12 protein-coding genes and 1 pseudogene are annotated in these 15,221 nt (G+C 63.0%); 10 read left to right on the top strand and 3 right to left on the bottom strand.

The genetic code is table 11. From position 1 onward, the window contains the following. The first annotated feature begins 42 nt into the window (after positions 1-42). The 6 genes from ACI3KW_RS18100 (at position 43) to ACI3KW_RS18075 (ending at position 5,274) form a co-directional block, all read left to right on the top strand. Entirely contained in the window at positions 43-825 is a 783-nt protein-coding gene (locus tag ACI3KW_RS18100; RefSeq protein WP_262171260.1) for an ABC transporter ATP-binding protein, read from the top strand. Continuing rightward, a complete protein-coding gene (locus tag ACI3KW_RS18095) occupies positions 825-1,529 on the top strand; it encodes an ABC transporter ATP-binding protein (protein WP_113119906.1) in 705 nt (234 codons plus the stop codon). Before ACI3KW_RS18100 ends, ACI3KW_RS18095 begins: the two co-directional genes overlap by 1 nt. 7 nt (positions 1,530-1,536) lie before the next feature. Then, a complete protein-coding gene (locus tag ACI3KW_RS18090; RefSeq protein ID WP_113119905.1) occupies positions 1,537-2,541 on the top strand; it encodes a branched-chain amino acid ABC transporter permease in 1,005 nt (334 codons plus the stop codon). After that, entirely contained in the window at positions 2,538-3,818 is a 1,281-nt protein-coding gene (locus ACI3KW_RS18085; RefSeq protein WP_404849250.1) for a branched-chain amino acid ABC transporter permease, read from the top strand. The genes ACI3KW_RS18090 and ACI3KW_RS18085 overlap by 4 nt, the downstream gene beginning before the upstream one ends. A gap of 245 nt (positions 3,819-4,063) precedes the next feature. Beyond that, entirely contained in the window at positions 4,064-4,606 is a 543-nt protein-coding gene (locus tag ACI3KW_RS18080; RefSeq protein WP_404849285.1) for an MbcA/ParS/Xre antitoxin family protein, read from the top strand. After that, positions 4,603-5,274: an RES family NAD+ phosphorylase gene (locus ACI3KW_RS18075; protein ID WP_404849249.1), complete on the top strand. Its 672-nt coding sequence runs from the start codon at positions 4,603-4,605 to the stop codon at positions 5,272-5,274. The genes ACI3KW_RS18080 and ACI3KW_RS18075 overlap by 4 nt, the downstream gene beginning before the upstream one ends. Positions 5,275-5,517: 243 nt before the next feature. Here the strand turns inward: ACI3KW_RS18075 and ACI3KW_RS18070 are convergent. Together ACI3KW_RS18070 and ACI3KW_RS18065 are read right to left on the bottom strand one after the other, a co-directional pair. Continuing rightward, a pseudogene (locus tag ACI3KW_RS18070) lies at positions 5,518-5,862 on the bottom strand (methyltransferase domain-containing protein); the annotation flags it as partial. Between the two features lie 66 nt (positions 5,863-5,928). Further along, on the bottom strand, positions 5,929-7,134 hold the full coding sequence (locus ACI3KW_RS18065; protein WP_404849248.1) for an ABC transporter substrate-binding protein: 1,206 nt from the start codon (positions 7,132-7,134) through the stop codon (positions 5,929-5,931). Positions 7,135-7,363: 229 nt separating this feature from the next. Between ACI3KW_RS18065 and ACI3KW_RS18060 the strand changes: the two genes are divergently transcribed. Both ACI3KW_RS18060 and ACI3KW_RS18055 read left to right on the top strand, forming a co-directional pair. Beyond that, positions 7,364-8,386, top strand: coding sequence for a glycine betaine ABC transporter substrate-binding protein (locus tag ACI3KW_RS18060; protein WP_404849247.1), 1,023 nt, complete (start codon positions 7,364-7,366; stop codon positions 8,384-8,386). A gap of 213 nt (positions 8,387-8,599) precedes the next feature. Next, positions 8,600-10,105, top strand: coding sequence for a putative bifunctional diguanylate cyclase/phosphodiesterase (locus ACI3KW_RS18055; protein WP_404849246.1), 1,506 nt, complete (start codon positions 8,600-8,602; stop codon positions 10,103-10,105). A 171-nt stretch (positions 10,106-10,276) separates the two neighbouring features. Here the strand turns inward: ACI3KW_RS18055 and ACI3KW_RS18050 are convergent, their stop codons facing one another. After that, positions 10,277-11,089 (bottom strand): hypothetical protein, encoded by an 813-nt coding sequence (locus ACI3KW_RS18050; protein ID WP_404849245.1) that lies wholly within the window; start codon positions 11,087-11,089, stop codon positions 10,277-10,279. 172 nt (positions 11,090-11,261) lie between these two features. Between ACI3KW_RS18050 and ACI3KW_RS18045 the strand changes: the two genes are divergently transcribed. Beyond that, the gene (locus ACI3KW_RS18045) at positions 11,262-11,672 is read left to right on the top strand and encodes a TIGR01244 family sulfur transferase (RefSeq protein WP_262171276.1); all 411 of its coding nucleotides are present in this window, start codon (positions 11,262-11,264) and stop codon (positions 11,670-11,672) included. Positions 11,673-11,779: 107 nt separating this feature from the next. Then, positions 11,780-15,220 carry a pyruvate carboxylase gene (gene pyc, locus ACI3KW_RS18040; RefSeq protein ID WP_404849244.1) on the top strand — a complete coding sequence of 1,147 codons (3,441 nt, stop codon included), beginning with the start codon at positions 11,780-11,782 and terminating at the stop codon, positions 15,218-15,220. The last annotated feature ends 1 nt before the right edge of the window (position 15,221 follow it).

The raw sequence follows: 15,221 nt of genomic DNA, 5'->3' as shown, positions 1-15,221 counted from the left end.
ATGAACCGGGCATGGCAGTTCAGGAAAACGGAACGGGTTTGGGTGTCCTCTGATGTAGTTATTGACGTTCGCAACGTCAGCAAGCGCTTTGGCGGTTTGACCGCCGTCAACAATTGTTCGCTCTCGGTTCGGCGCGGCTCGGTCACAGGCTTGATCGGGCCCAATGGCGCGGGCAAATCGACGCTGTTCAATATCGTGGCCGGCAATATCGTGCCCGATAGCGGACAGGTGATTTTCGACGGCCAGGATGTGACGGGCCTCAAGCCGCACCAATTGTTCCGCACCGGCATGTTGCGCACCTTCCAGATCGCGCATGAATTCTCCAATATGACGGCGCTGGAAAACCTGATGATGGTGCCGGGCGACCAGCCGGGCGAATATCTGGCCAATGCCTGGTTCCGGCCCGGCCTGGCCAAATCGCGCGAGACCGAAGTGCGCAAGAAGGCGCTCGATGTCATCGATTTCCTCAAGCTCGGCCATGTGCGCAATGAGCTGGCGGGCAATCTCTCGGGCGGGCAGAAAAAGCTACTCGAACTGGGCCGCACCATGATGGTGGATGCCAAGGTGGTGCTGCTCGACGAGGTGGCGGCCGGCGTCAACAAGACCTTGCTCAATGATCTTGCCGCCAATATCGAGCGGATGAACAAGGAATTGGGCTACACCTTCTTTGTCATCGAGCACGATATGGACCTGATCGGGCGGCTGTGTGATCCGGTCATCGTGATGGCCGCCGGCGAGAAGATCGCCGAGGGCCCGATGGCCGAAATCCGCGCCAATCCGGCCATTGTCGAGGCCTATTTCGGCACCCCGGTGGAAGCAGCATAATGGCCTTGATCGAACTCAAACACGTCGTCGGCGGCTATGGCGGCGCGCCGATCCTCAATGGCGTCAATATCGCCATCGAGCCGCATGATATCGGGGTGATTGTCGGCCCCAATGGCGCGGGCAAATCCACCACGTTGAAGGCGATTTTCGGCCTGCTCAAGGTCACCGGCGGCACCATCGAATTCGGCGGCGAGAATGTCGCCAATTCGCTGCCCGACAAGCTGGTGCCCAAGGGCCTCAGCTTCGTGCCGCAGGAAAAGAACGTCTTCACCTCGATGAGCGTCGAGGAGAACCTGGAAATGGGCGCCTTCACCCGCAAGGACGATTTCCGCGCCACCATGCAATGGGTCTATGACATGTTCCCGGTGCTGGCGGAAAAGCGGCGGCAGCCGGCGGGCGAACTTTCGGGCGGGCAGCGCCAGATGGTCGCCATGGGCCGCGCGCTGATGAGCAAGCCCAAGCTGCTGATGCTGGACGAGCCCTCGGCGGGCCTCTCGCCGCGCTATGTCATCGAGATTTTCGAGACCATCGTGCGCGTCAACAAAGAAGGCGTCGGCATCTTGATGGTCGAACAGAACGCCCGCCAGGCGCTGGCCTTTGCCTCCAAGGGCTTTGTGCTGGCCAGCGGGCAGAACCGCTTCACCGGCACCGGCCCCGAACTCATCGCCGACCCCGAAGTCGCCAAGAGCTTTTTGGGGGGCTAGGACTGACATGACCGAACTCATTTTCTTCATCAACCAGGTCGTCATTTCCGGCGCGGTGCTGGGATGTATCTATGCGCTGGGCGCGGTCGGCATCACGCTGGTATTCGGCATTCTGCGCTTTGCCCATTTTGCCCATTCCGAGCTGATGACGTCGGGCGCGTTCTTTGCCTTCCTATTGGCCGGCGCCTTTGCCGCCTGGGGCATTACCGCCCCCATTCCCATGGGTTTTGTGGTGCTGCCGATTGCCATGGTGCTCTCGGCGATTTTCGCGCTGGGCATCGACAAGGGCTTTTATGCGCCGCTGCGCAAGCGGGGCGCCAAGCCGGTGACGCTGCTGATCGCCTCGATCGGCGTGACGCTGATGGTGCAGGGCCTGATCCGGCTGTTCTTCGGCGCCGGTTCCTATTCCTTCTTCGAGCACGAAACCAAGGATGTGTTCCGCGTCGATCTGGCCTTTCTCGGCTCGACCCGCCCGTTGGTGATCACCGAGCCGCAATTGCTGATGATCGTCGTCACCGCGCTATCGGTGATTGCGCTGCATCTCTTCCTCACCCGCTCGCGGCTGGGTAAGGCGATGCGGGCCATGGCCGACAATGCGGATCTGGCGCAGGTCTCAGGCATCAATACGGCGCTGGTGGTTCGCGTCACCTGGATCATCGCCGGGGCGCTGGGCTGCATGGCTGGCACCATGCTGGCGCTGGACGTGACGCTGAAGCCAGATCTGGCCTTCAACATCATCATCCCGATCTTTGCCGCCGCCATTGTGGGTGGCCTCGGCCAAGCCTATGGCGCCATTGCCGGGGGCCTGCTGATCGGTTTTGCCGAGTCGCTGGCCGTGTTCAACTGGACCATGGTACTGCGCCCGCTCAACGCCATCCTGCCCGAATGGCTGCAATTGCCGGCGACGCTGGCGCTCGTGCCCACCGAATATAAGCTCACCGTGGCTTTCGTCATCCTGGTGGTCACATTGCTGGTGCGGCCCACCGGTATCTTCAAGGGAGCCTCGTCATGATCCAGCGTTCCCTCACGCTCTTTGCCGGGCTGTTCGGGCTGATCCTGGTGATCGGCTGGGTGATGGGCCTGCCCTTTACCTCATCGCGCCTCGTGGAAGCTGCCGCCTATGCGCTGATCGCGCTCGGGCTCAACCTGCAATGGGGTTATGGCGGGCTGTTCAATTTCGGCATTATGGGCTTCCTGATGGTGGGCGGCTTTGCCGTCACCTTCATTTCCTATCCGGTCAATCCGCAATTCTGGGGCGCCGATGGTCCCTGGATGCTGGGGCGGGCGCTGCTGGCCTTTATCGCCGGGGCGCTGCTGGTGCTGGCGGCGCGGCAGAGCCATCGCGTGGGCATTACGGGCAAGTGGAAGACCGTGCTGACGGTCATTGCCTGGTTCGTGGCCTATTGCGTCTATCGCAGCCAGATCGATCCGACCGCCGCCTATATCGAATCCGATGCCGGCGGCAAATGGGTCGGCGGGCTGGGCGGCCATCCCGTGCTGGGCTGGCTGTTCGGCGGCGTGCTGGCGGCGGCCATCGCCTATTTTGTCGGCAAGATCAGCCTGGGCCTGCGCACCGACTACTTGGCCATCGCCACGATCGGCATTTCCGAGATTATCCGGGCGCTGATCAAGAATATGGATTGGCTGACGCGCGGCACGCTGACCGTCTCGCCCATTCCCTGGCCGGTGCCATTGCCGGATGCCTATGCGGGCGGCGGGCAGCCGGCGCTGCTCCTGGCGCGCGGTGGTTTCCTGCTGCTGGCCATTGCCGTCTTGGCCATCGCGATCCTCTTGATCTCGCGCGCCTATGCCGGGCCCTGGGGCCGCATGATGCGCGCTATTCGCGACAATCACATCGCCTCTGCGTCCATGGGCAAGAATGTCACCGCGCGGCAGCTCGAAATCTTCGTCTTCGGCTCGGTGCTGATGGGCATTGGCGGGGCCATGCTGGTCAGCTTCGTGCAGATTTTCGATCCCTCCAGCTATCAGCCGATCAACCACACATTCCTGATCTGGGTCATGGTGATCGTAGGCGGCGCCGGCAATAATTGGGGCGCGGTGTTCGGGGCGGTATTGATCTGGCTGATCTGGGTCATCTCCGAGCCGCTGGCCAAGGCGGTGTTCGATTTCGTCTCTTATTGGTCAAGCACGGCCGGCTGGGGCGCCATCCCCGATATCGAAGCCCGCTCGGCGCAGATGCGGGTTTTCGTGCTGGGCCTGGTGATCACCATTGCCCTGCGGTTTGCGCCCAAGGGCCTGATCCCCGAAGTGGTTCGGCGAGAGGGGTGATTTTGTCCGTCCGTCTCAAATTGTGTGATCCCCGCGAAAGCGGGGATTTCCGTTTTGGGGCGAGGTGTTGTCCCACCCCAATGTCATCCCGGCGCAGGCCGGGATCCGTGCTGAAGGTCCTCCACACACGGCGATCTCACAGCATGGATTCCGGCCTGCGCCGGAATGACCCGGCAGGAGTACGTGGATGGGATGCGTCCAATATTGCACTTTGTCTAAAACTGGACTATATCTTCTCCAGGAGACTGGAGACGCACATGGCCCGCATCGCCCGTATCATATCGCAGCAGCCGGTGGCGCCCGGCCCCGATCTGCTGGATGCAGCGCGCTTCCTGCCGCAAAATCGACGTCGCCTGAGCGGGCCGGGCCTGCGCAGTTTTCTCGCCATTGCCGATCTATGGCAGCTCAATGAGGAACAGCGGCGGCTGGTGCTCGGCTATCCGGCGCGCTCGACCTATTACCTCTGGATAAAGCAGGCGCGGGCGCAGGAAAGCCTGCTGCTCGATGCCGATGTGCTGACGCGGATTTCGGCTGTGCTGGGTATTCATCAGGCGCTGGGCGTGTTGTTTGCCAATCAGGCCGAGGCGCTGGCCTGGCTGCGCGGACCCCATGCCGCCCCGGTCTTTGGCGGCCAGCCGCCGCTGGCGCTGATCACCAGCGGATCGCAGGATGGCCTGTTGCTGGTGCGGCGCTTTCTCGATGCGGCACGCGGCGGGCTCTATATGCCGCCCAATCGGGTCGATCAGGACTTTGCGCCGCTGGGCGACGAGGCCATTGTCTGGCAATGACCGAGCAGCGCATTGCGGCGCCCCGGCCGTGCTATCGCCTGATCCCCTCGCAATTTCCGCCCATTGGTCTGTTCGATACGGTCAGCACGCCGGCAGATCTGGAAGCTGTGATGGATCTCGCCGGCTGGACCAATGACCGGCTGGTGAGCGAACGGCTGCGCCGCCTGCCCGAGGCGGAATGGGCGTTCGGGCGAACCAATTCGAGCATCATCATGGCCGCATTCCTCCATGCCCCGCCGGGCGGCACCCGCTTTGCCGGGCCTGACCTCGGCGCCTGGTATGCCGCCGCCGCCATCAACACTGCGGTGGCAGAAGTGGCCCATCATCTGCGGCGCGAATTGGTGGCCCGTGACGTTCCGGCGATGACGCGGACCTATCGAGCCTATCATTGTCGCCTGCAAGGCGATTATCTCGACCTGCGCGGCCAACAGGCCGAACGGCCCGCGCTTTATGACGGCACGGATTATGCCGTGAGCCAAGCCTTCGGCGAGGCCGAGCGCGCCGGGGGCGGGGATGGCCTGGTCTATGACAGCCTGCGCCACAAGGACGGCACCAATGTCGTAGCCTACCGCCCCTCTAAAGTGCTCGACGTGGTGCAGGGCGAGCATCTGGATGTCAGTGTCAGCGCGGCGGTTTCGATGGTTCAGGTGCGGCGGCTGAGCGAATAGTTCAGCGCCGCGCACTGACCAGAGCCAGCGGGTGGGCAGGGCGTCATAGCCGGTGCCGTCTTCTTCGCTCAGGTTGAGTTCCGTCCATGCTGCGGCGGCGCGGTAATGGGCCAGCAGGGTTTCCGCGCTGGGATAATTGTAATAGCGGCCGAACTGGTCGCGGCCTTCGCCATGACCCGCCTTGAAGCTGGCCACGAAGAGCCCGCCCGGTTTCAGGGCGCGGTGGATTTGGGTCAGATTGCCAGTCAATTCGCTGGCCGGTGCATGCAGCAGTGAGGCGCTGGCCCACACGCCATCATAGAACGCGGCCGCATCGAGTTCGTCAAACCGCATCACCGGTACCGGCCGGCCGATATGGCGGCTCGCCTCCGCCGCCAGTTCGGACGAGGCATCGGTGGGGTGAATGTCGAAGCCTTGCGCCAGCATATGGGCGGCATCATCGCCGCCGCCGGTGCCCAATTCGAGAATTTTAGCACCCACTGGGAGCGCGGCGAGAAAGTCCGCTAGATGCCGGCCAATACGTCGCTGGTGCCGTACATAGGTCGCGGCGTTTTCAGCGTAGAACCGCAATGTGTCGTCATCGGCCATGATTGCCTCCGGCATAAAAAAGCCCGGGATCGCTCCCGGGCTTTCATTATTTTACGACCGGCGAAATTACTGGATTTCGCCCTTTTCGACGAACTTGCCGCCTTCGACGGCCAGTTCGACGATGATGCCGTCAACGTCGCCAGCTGCGTCGAAGTCAAGCGGGCCACCGGCGCCGTCATAGTCGATGTCGGTGCCGGCCTTGATCAATTCGACTGCCTTGGTCCATTCGCCGGGCAGGATCTTTTCGCCGGGAGCGGAGGCAACGTCACGCAGAGCGGCCGAAAGGCCTTCGCGGTCGGCCGAGCCATTCTTTTCGATGGCGAGGGCGAGCAGGAATGCGGCGTCATAGGCCTGGGGGGCATAGGTCGCGTTGGCTTCGATGCCGGCAGCATTGGCCAGATCGACATAGGTGGTGGTGGCAGTGCCAGCCGGTGCGCCGGCGCGGGTGGCGATCAGGCCTTCGACGGCCGCAGCGTCGATACCGGTCAACAGGTCGTCGCCGACCATGCCGTCACCGCCGACATAGGTGGTGAAATTGCCCGACTCCACAGCCTGGCGCAGCACGGTGTTACCCGAAGCATTGGCATAGGCCAGGATGACCAGGTTCTGCGAAGCGACCAGATTGCCCAGCTCGGCGCGGTAATCGGCCTTGCCTTCTTCATGGGCGAGATTGGCCGCCACGGTGCCGCCGCCGGCGGTGTAGGCAGCCGAGAGCGCGTCGGCAAAGCCCTTGCCATAGTCATTGTTGACATAGGTGATGGCAATGTCCTTGACGCCCTTGGCGAGCAGCAGGTCAGCCAGCTTGACGCCCTGCAGCGCGTCCGATGGGGTGGTGCGATAGACGAGGTCATTGTCGTCCAGCGTGGTCAGAGCCGGGGCCGAAGAGGCCGGCGAGATGAAGACCACATTGCCCGACTTGCCCGAGCCATTGAAGGCGCCGATGGTTTCGCCGGTGCACAGCGCGCCGACCACGGCCGTCACATTGTCGGAATTGATGACCTTGTCGGCGGCAGCGGCCGCAGCGGTCGCGTCGCAGGCGCCATCGGCCGAGATCAGCTTGAGCTCGCCGCCCAGAATGCCGCCCTGCTCGTTGACCTGCTTCACCACCAGCTCGGCGCCGGCAAAGATCGGGGGGGTCAGCGATTCAATGGGGCCGGTAAAGCCGCCGATGAAGCCGATAGTGGCTCCGGTATCCTGCGCGATGGCCGGTGCGGCGACCGCAAGGGTCGAGGCAGCAACTGCCAGGGTCAGGGTCTTGTTCAGAATGTTCATCTAGGTCCCTCTCAATGGTCGTCCCGCCGGTGCGGCCCTTGCACGGCGCCAGTCTTGCACGCGGAACGACACGTCTTCGGGGGCGCCACGTGCGCCCCGCCAAGCCAGGACTGTTGCATATTGGAAATTGGGAGTCACCTTGTATTGATTGGCAAAACCGGGCCTTGTGACTGTTGCTTAACGCGGATGGTTTTTGGATAGATTGAGGCCTTAGGCGGTGAGGGGCGGCATGATTTTTCGTCGGCTTGGAGGGGCGCTGCTGAGCCTGATGCTGCTTGCGGCGCCAGTCGCGGCACAGGTGAGCGTGCTTGATCAGGCGCAGGATAATGTCGGGGTCGCTCCGCCGCCACCGTCCCCGGTCTGCGGCACCCAGCCGCTGGCCATTGCGCGCATGAGCTGGCCATCGGCGGCGCTGCTGGCCGAAATCCATGCGCAGATCCTGGCTGCCCAGTTCGGCTGCGAGATTAAGGTCATTCCCGGCGATCTGGCGGCGACCGGCTCGTCCATGGGTTCGACCGGCCAGCCCGCCGTGGCGCCCGAAATGTGGATCAACCGGATCGCCGAATTGTGGAACCCGGCCATCGAGGCGCAGATGGTGCGGCCTGCCACCCCCAGCTATGCCGAAGCCAATTTCGAGGGCTGGTTCATTCCCGATTACGTGGCGGGCGCCCACCCCGAACTGACCAGCGCTGCCGCGCTGGCTGCGGCTTTGCCTACGCTCAATGGCGGCACCAAAGTGCGCTTCGTGTCCTGCCCGCCCGATTGGGCCTGCGCTGTGATCAATCGCAATCTGGTGCGGGCCTATGGGCTGGGCAATCTGGTCGACATTGTCGAGCCGGCCAACCGGTTCGAAATGGACACTCTGATCGGCGAGGCTGTGAGCCGGCAGGAGGCCATCGTTTTCTACTATTGGCAACCCAATGCGGTGCTGGCGCAATTTGGTTTCCGGCCGCTCGATATGGGCCCCTACAATGAGGCCAATGCGAAGTGCCTGGCGAGCCTGTCCTGCCCCAGTCCCGCGCCGTCGGCCTTTGCGCCGGAGACGGTGGTGACGGCGCTGGCCGAATGGGTGTTTACCGACATTCCCACCATTGCCGGCTATTTCCAGCGCAGTTCCCTGCCACTGGCGGAGATGAACGGGCTGCTCGCCCAGCTCAACCTGCCGGGCGCGACCATCGAGGGGGTGGCCGATCGCTTCGTGGCCGAACGCGGCGATCTCTGGCGCCAATGGGTGGGGAATGACGTGCCTTAACTAGGCATTTACCGTGCTCTGCAAAGGCCATGTCCATGGCGGCGGTTCGTTGTCAGACTGTCACATCAGCGGGATAGTTTCCGCCATTTGGTCTCCGGTAAGTGGCTGGTAACAAACGAATTTTATCGAGTTCTTTAGAAGATATTCATGCCTTGTCGCCGATAAGATGGTGCAATGGGGCCGGCTGATGCGCCCATATCCCTCTGGTAGAGCATGCGCCGCGATCCCAACCTCAAAGCCATTATCGACAGCTATAGCAGCATGGCGCTGGGCGCGGCATTGGTGATTGCCGGGCTCGTGCTGGCAAGCCTGTGGGCCATGTGGGGCGGACTGGGTTCGCTCACCCTGCCGCTGGCGGTGCTGGCGGGCGGCTCGGTGCTGATCGGACTGTTGTGGCTGGGCTATCGTCGCCTGCGCGGCGGGGTGGCGGCGGCGCTGCTGGCCAATCGCGAGGCGATGGATTCGGTGCAGCGCGATGCCCTGACCGGGGTGTTCACGCGCTCGCATTTCCTGCAGGTGCTGGGCGGCGAGGTCTATCACGGCTCCGAAAGCGCCGTGGGCTATATGCAGCTCGATATGGATAATCTGAAGCTCCTCAACGACAGCGCCGGGCATGGCGCCGGCGACGCGGCTTTGGTGCATCTGGCGCGCACGCTGGGCAAGCTGATGCCGGGCGCCATTATCGGGCGGCTGGGGGGCGACGAATTCGGTATTGCCATTATCGGCCACGACAACCGCGCCGCCCTGCGCCGGCTGGCCGAGGAATTGCTGCGCCAGCTCGATAAGCCCGTCAGCATTGGCGGACGCCCGGTGCGGCTGTCGGCCTCGGTGGGCATTGCCCTGGCGCCGGCCGATGCGATTGACGTCGTCGATCTCATCTCCAAGGCCGATCTGGCGCTGTACAAAGGCAAGAAGGCGGGTCGCCGCACGGTCGTGGCCTTCGATGCCGATATGCTGGGCGACGAGCGGCATCGCCGCTTCATCGAGCGCGAATTGCGCGCGGCTTTGCTGATGGATGAGCTGGAGCTGCATTACCAGCCGGTGTTTTCGGCCGCGACGATGACCATCAAATCGCACGAAGCCCTGGTGCGCTGGCGGCACAAGGTGCGCGGCATGATCCCGCCTGGCCAGTTCGTGGGCATTGCCGAGGAGAGCGACCTGATCGACCGGCTGGGCGATTGGGTGCTGCGGCGCGCCTGTGCGGATCTGCCGGCTCTGGGCAGTGACTCAGTGGCGGTCAATGTGTCGCCGGCCCAATTGCGCCATGCCGATTATGCTGCCCGCTTTGCCGCCGTGCTGATGGAAACCGCAACCGATCCGCGCCGGATCATCGTCGAAATCACCGAGACCGTGCCGCTCAATGCCGGCGGGGTGGCCATGGCGAACCTCGAGGCCCTGCGCGCCATGGGCGTGCGCATCGCCATCGACGATTTCGGGGCCGGGCATGCGAGCCTGCAATATCTGCGCGGCTTTGCCTTCGACATCATCAAGATCGACCGCACCTATGTGGCCAATCTGGCCGATAGCCGGATCGATGCGATGATCGTCTCGGCGATCTGCGACATTGCGCGCTCGCTGCCGGTGGAAGTGATTGCCGAGGGCGTCGAGACCCAGGAGCAATTGGCCAAGCTCAAGCTGGCCGGCGTCACCGGCCTGCAAGGGTTCCTGCTGGGCCGGCCCGCCGCCCTGGTGCGCGAACGGCGGGCCAGCGCGGCTTAATTGGCTGCTGGTGTTTGCGGAAGCATCGCACCCCTCACCCTGTGATTTCTTCTGGACGAAGAAACCACTGTCCCTCTCCCACAAGGGGCGAGGGTTGGCTCCCAGTTTTGTCTGGCACGGAGCCACCTTCTCCCCTCGTGGGAGAAGGTGCCCGCAGGGCGGATGAGGGGATCAACTCGCCGCCGCCTCAACACCATCGCGTGCCGCTTCGATCTTGCGGCGCTCTTCCTCGGTCAAATCCAGCCGCGTCAGTTCGGCATCGAGCAGGATCGGGTGCTTGCTGCCGGCGTGGAGCACCGCCAGGGCCTGGCCGTCGCCGTTGAGCCAGAACAGGTCCTGCTTGCGCCCAATGCGCGAGGCGATGTTGGGGCCGGGTTTCTTGCCGGGGCGGGGAATGGTGTAGGCCACGGCCTTGGCGCCCACCACATTGGATATGGCCACTACATTGACCGGAACCGGGGTCAGCGGCAGCGCCTTGCGGGCCATTGCCCGCACCCGGTCGGCCCGGGCGCCCTTGAAGAACAAAGCGGCGCCGAGCGCGCCCAGGCCCAGCACGAAGGCCGCGCCGACAATGATGCGGTTCCACAGCATGTCAAGCCCCAGGCTGAGGCCCACGATCTGCGGCTTGTCGGCCGAGCGGACGACTTCGACCTCATAATCCTTGGTGCCGAAATCGACGAACATCAATTCGATATCGCGCTCGAAGGTCTTGCCTTTGACACTATAGGTCACATGCGCCTCGCAATCGGTGAAGACGAAGCGGCGGGTGGTGCAATGGCCGTCCTCCACCGTGGAATCATAGACCACCACCGGGTTCTGCGAGATGATGATGTCATTGTAGATGCCGGGCGCCTGCCAGACGGCGATGAAGCCGGCAATGCCCAGGAACATGAGCCCGCCTAAATAGGAGAAGATGCCGGGCACGATGCCGGTCTTGCGCAGCTTGAGCGGTCGGGTGGGGAAGGCGGAGGCGAGATCGGTCATGAGCGAAATCCGCTTTATCGGTTTGAACGCACCCGGCGCGTCAACTGCAAGGCAGCAGTGCGCATGACAGGCTGGCGACAGCTAGCCTTCTGTCGTAGTTGCGTCTAGTGGTGGCGAAGCGATATAACGGCGTACCAGCCAGTTCGGTGCAGCGGGGAGCAAGCAGTTGGATTTGAAGCGCATAAATGATCACATCAGTGTTTCCGGGCAAATCCAGCCTGAAGACATAGCAGCGCTCAAGGCCCAGGGCTTTACCACGATCATCAATAATCGCCCCGAAGGCGAATCGCCCGATCAGCCGGACGGCGCCGCAATCGAGGCGGCCGCCAAGGCTGCGGGGCTGGCCTATTATGCTATTCCACTGGGCCGTGAAGGGGTTTCCCCCGCCATGGTCGAGGCGACCAAGGCCGCGCTCGAGGGGAGCACAGGCCCGGTGTTTGCTTTCTGCCGTTCGGGAACGCGCTCGACCACTCTGTGGGCGCTGAGCCAGGCCGGCGAATTGGATGCGGGCGAGATCATCGCCCAGGCGGCCGAGGCCGGCTATGACATGAGCCATTTGGCCGGTCACCTCAGCCGCGACTAGACGGTATTTTTTCGGCGGCATGGCCGGGCGACCGGCCCGGCCCCATTCCAGACTGAGCCGGATCGCGCGCGCGATCCCACGACCCCTCCTGCTCGGAATTTATATCGATGCCAATCAAGAAAATCCTCGTCGCCAACCGCAGCGAAATCGCCATCCGCGTGTTCCGCGCCGCCAATGAGCTGGGGATCAAGACGGTCGCCGCCTTTGCCGAAGAGGACAAGCTGGCGCTGCACCGTTTCAAGGCGGACGAGGCCTATCTGATCGGCAAGGGCAAGGGGCCGGTCGAGGCCTATCTGCAGATCGACGAATATATCCGCATTGCCCGCATCTCGGGTGCCGATGCGATCCATCCCGGCTATGGCCTATTGTCGGAAAGCCCTGAATTCGTCGATGCCTGCGAAGATGCCGGCATCATCTTTATCGGCCCGCGGGCGCAGACCATGCGCGATATGGGTAATAAGGTTGCCGCGCGCAATATGGCGATCGCCTCCAAGGTGCCGGTGGTGCCGGCCACCGATGCGCTGCCGGACGATCCCGCTGAGATCAAGAAACTGGCGGCCGAAATCGGCTATCCGCTGATGCTCAAGGCGAGCTGGGGCGGTGGCGGGCGCGGCATGCGCCGCATCATGGATGAAAAAAGCCTGCTGTCGGAAGTGTCGGAAGGCAAGCGCGAGGCCAAGGCGGCCTTCGGCAAGGACGAGATGTATCTCGAAAAGCTGGTCGAGCGGGCCCGCCATGTCGAAGTGCAGCTGATTGGCGATGATCACGGTAATCTCGTGCATCTGTTCGAGCGCGATTGCTCGGTGCAGCGGCGCAACCAGAAAGTGGTCGAGCGGGCGCCCGCGCCCTATCTCGACGACAAGGTGCGCAAGGAATTGACCGACGCCGCCGTCAGGCTGGGCAATGCCGCCAATTATCGCGGCGCCGGCACCGTCGAATTCCTGATGGATGCCGATACCGACAAATTCTACTTCATCGAGGTCAATCCGCGCATTCAGGTCGAGCATACCGTCACCGAGGAAGTGACGGGGATCGATATCGTCAAGGCGCAGATCCATCTGCTCGATGGCGCGGTGATCGGCACGCCCGAATCCGGCGTCCCGCTACAAAAGGACATTCATCTCAACGGCAATGCCATTCAGTGCCGGGTGACCACGGAAGACCCCGAGCAGAATTTCATTCCCGATTATGGCCGCATCACAGCCTATCGCGGCGCCACCGGCTTTGGCGTGCGGCTCGATGGCGGCACCGCCTATGCCGGGGCGGTGATCACCCGGTTTTACGATCCGCTGCTGGAAAAGGTCACCTGCTGGGCCCCGACGGCCGAGGAAGCCATTGCCCGCATGCACCGCGCTCTGCGCGAGTTCCGCATTCGCGGTGTCTCGACCAATCTGGCGTTCCTTGAGAACATCATCACCCATTCCGACTTTGTCGAAAACCGCTATACGACGCGCTTCATCGATACGACGCCCGAGCTGTTCAACTTCAAGCCGCGCAAGGATCGTGCGACCAAGCTGCTCAGCTACATTGCCGATGTGACGGTCAATGGGCATCCCGAAGTGCGCGATCGCCCGCGCCCGCCGGCCGAGGCTGCGGCGCCCGTATTGCCCGAATTCCCGCCGCTGGCGACCATTGACGGCAGCCGGCAGGTGCTGGACCGGAACGGTCCGGCGGCGCTGGCCAAGTGGATGAAAAAGCAGAAGCGGGTATTGTTTACCGACACCACGATGCGCGACGCGCATCAAAGCCTGCTCGCCACCCGCATGCGCAGCTATGACATTACGCGCATTGCCCAGGCCTATTCGCGGGGTCTGCCGAACCTGTTCAGCCTTGAATGCTGGGGCGGGGCGACATTCGACGTCTCCATGCGCTTCCTCAATGAGGACCCCTGGGAACGTCTCGCCAAGGTGCGCGAAGGCGCGCCCAATATCCTGACGCAGATGCTGCTGCGCGGCTCCAATGGCGTGGGCTACACCAATTATCCCGACAATGTGGTCAAGTTCTTCGTGGCCGAAGCGGCCAAGGGCGGGGTGGATATTTTCCGCGTGTTCGATTGCCTCAACTGGGTCGAGAACATGCGCGTCTCGCTCGATGCGGTGCTCGAGGCCAACAAGGTCGCCGAGGGCGTCATCTGCTATACCGGCGACCTCTTTGATCCCGACCGTTCCAAATACGATCTCAAATATTATGTGGGTCTGGCGCAGGAGCTGGAAAAAGCCGGCGTGCATGTGCTGGGGATCAAGGACATGGCCGGGCTGCTCAAGCCTGCTGCGGCCAAGAAGTTGATCTCGACGCTGCGCAACGAGACTGATCTGCCCATTCATCTGCACACCCACGACACCTCGGGTGCGGCGGCAGCGACGGTGCTGGCGGCGGTGGATGCGGGGGTCGATGCGATCGACGCGGCCATGGATGCCTTGAGCGGCACGACCAGCCAGCCGACACTGGGTTCGCTGGTGGCGGCCCTGGCCGGCGGCGAGCGCGATCCGGAGCTCGATTCCAAGGTGATCCGCCAGATTTCCTTCTATTGGGAAGCCGTGCGCACGCAATATCGCGCCTTTGAAAGCGATCTCAAGGGCGGGGCGTCCGAAGTCTATCTGCATGAAATGCCGGGCGGGCAGTTCACCAATCTCAAGGAACAGGCGCGCTCGCTGGGCCTTGAAACCCGCTGGCACGAAGTCGCCCAGACCTATGCCGACGTCAACCAGATGTTTGGCGATATCGTCAAGGTGACGCCGTCATCCAAGGTGGTTGGCGACATGGCCCTGGCCATGGTGTCGGCCGGATTGACCCGCGCCGATGTGGAAGATCCCAAGCGTGACATCGCCTTCCCCGATTCCGTCGTCGGTTTCTTTGCCGGCGATCTGGGCCAGCCGCCCGGCGGCTTCCCCAAGGAACTGCAAAAGAAGGTGCTCAAGGGCAAGAAGCCGCTGACCGAGCGGCCTGGCTCCTATCTCAAGGATGTCGACCTCGAGGCCGAGCGCAAGAAGATTGCCGACGAAGTCGGGCATCCGATCGACGATTTCCGGCTGGCTTCATACCTCATGTATCCCAAGGTCTATGCCGATTTCGAAAAGACCCAGGAGCGCTACGGTCCCACCGAAGTGCTGCCCACCCCGGTCTATTTCTATGGCTTGCATGAAGGCGACGAACTGCTGGTCGATATCGAGAAGGGCAAGACGCTGGTCCTGCAATATCTCGGCCGCGCGCCCACCAATGAAAAGGGCGAAGTGCGGGTGTTCTTCGATCTCAACGGTCAGCCGCGCACGATCCTGGTCCCGGACCGGCTCAAGGTTGGCGAAGTCAAGCTGCGGGCCAAGGCCGTGTCGGGCGATGCCAAGCAAGTCGGCGCACCCATGCCGGGCGTGATCTCGACCCTGGCCGTCAAGGAGGGCCAATCGGTCACCGCCGGGGACGTGCTGTGTTCCATCGAGGCCATGAAGATGGAAACCGCCATCCATGCCGAGATCGATGGCGTGATCGCCGAACTCCTGATCAAGCCGGGCGACCAGATCGACGCCAAGGACCTGCTGGTGCGCTTCGAATAGG

The sequence above is a fragment of the Devosia sp. ZW T5_3 genome (assembly GCF_044987315.1).
GTDB lineage: Bacteria > Pseudomonadota > Alphaproteobacteria > Rhizobiales > Devosiaceae > Devosia.
The sequence above is the reverse complement of the archived record's forward strand: the minus strand, read 5'-3'. Positions and strand labels throughout refer to the sequence as shown.

Excerpts from the sequence above, each read along its gene's own strand:
- ACI3KW_RS18095 (WP_113119906.1), top strand. The coding sequence starts at position 825 with ATGGCCTTGATCGAACTCAAACACGTCGTCGGCGGCTATGGCGGCGCG.
- ACI3KW_RS18090 (WP_113119905.1), top strand. The coding sequence starts at position 1,537 with ATGACCGAACTCATTTTCTTCATCAACCAGGTCGTCATTTCCGGCGCG.
- ACI3KW_RS18085 (WP_404849250.1), top strand. The coding sequence starts at position 2,538 with ATGATCCAGCGTTCCCTCACGCTCTTTGCCGGGCTGTTCGGGCTGATC.
- ACI3KW_RS18075 (WP_404849249.1), top strand. The coding sequence starts at position 4,603 with ATGACCGAGCAGCGCATTGCGGCGCCCCGGCCGTGCTATCGCCTGATC.
- ACI3KW_RS18065 (WP_404849248.1), bottom strand. The coding sequence starts at position 7,134 with ATGAACATTCTGAACAAGACCCTGACCCTGGCAGTTGCTGCCTCGACC.
- ACI3KW_RS18060 (WP_404849247.1), top strand. The coding sequence starts at position 7,364 with ATGATTTTTCGTCGGCTTGGAGGGGCGCTGCTGAGCCTGATGCTGCTT.
- ACI3KW_RS18055 (WP_404849246.1), top strand. The coding sequence starts at position 8,600 with ATGCGCCGCGATCCCAACCTCAAAGCCATTATCGACAGCTATAGCAGC.
- ACI3KW_RS18050 (WP_404849245.1), bottom strand. The coding sequence starts at position 11,089 with ATGACCGATCTCGCCTCCGCCTTCCCCACCCGACCGCTCAAGCTGCGC.
- pyc (WP_404849244.1), top strand. The coding sequence starts at position 11,780 with ATGCCAATCAAGAAAATCCTCGTCGCCAACCGCAGCGAAATCGCCATC.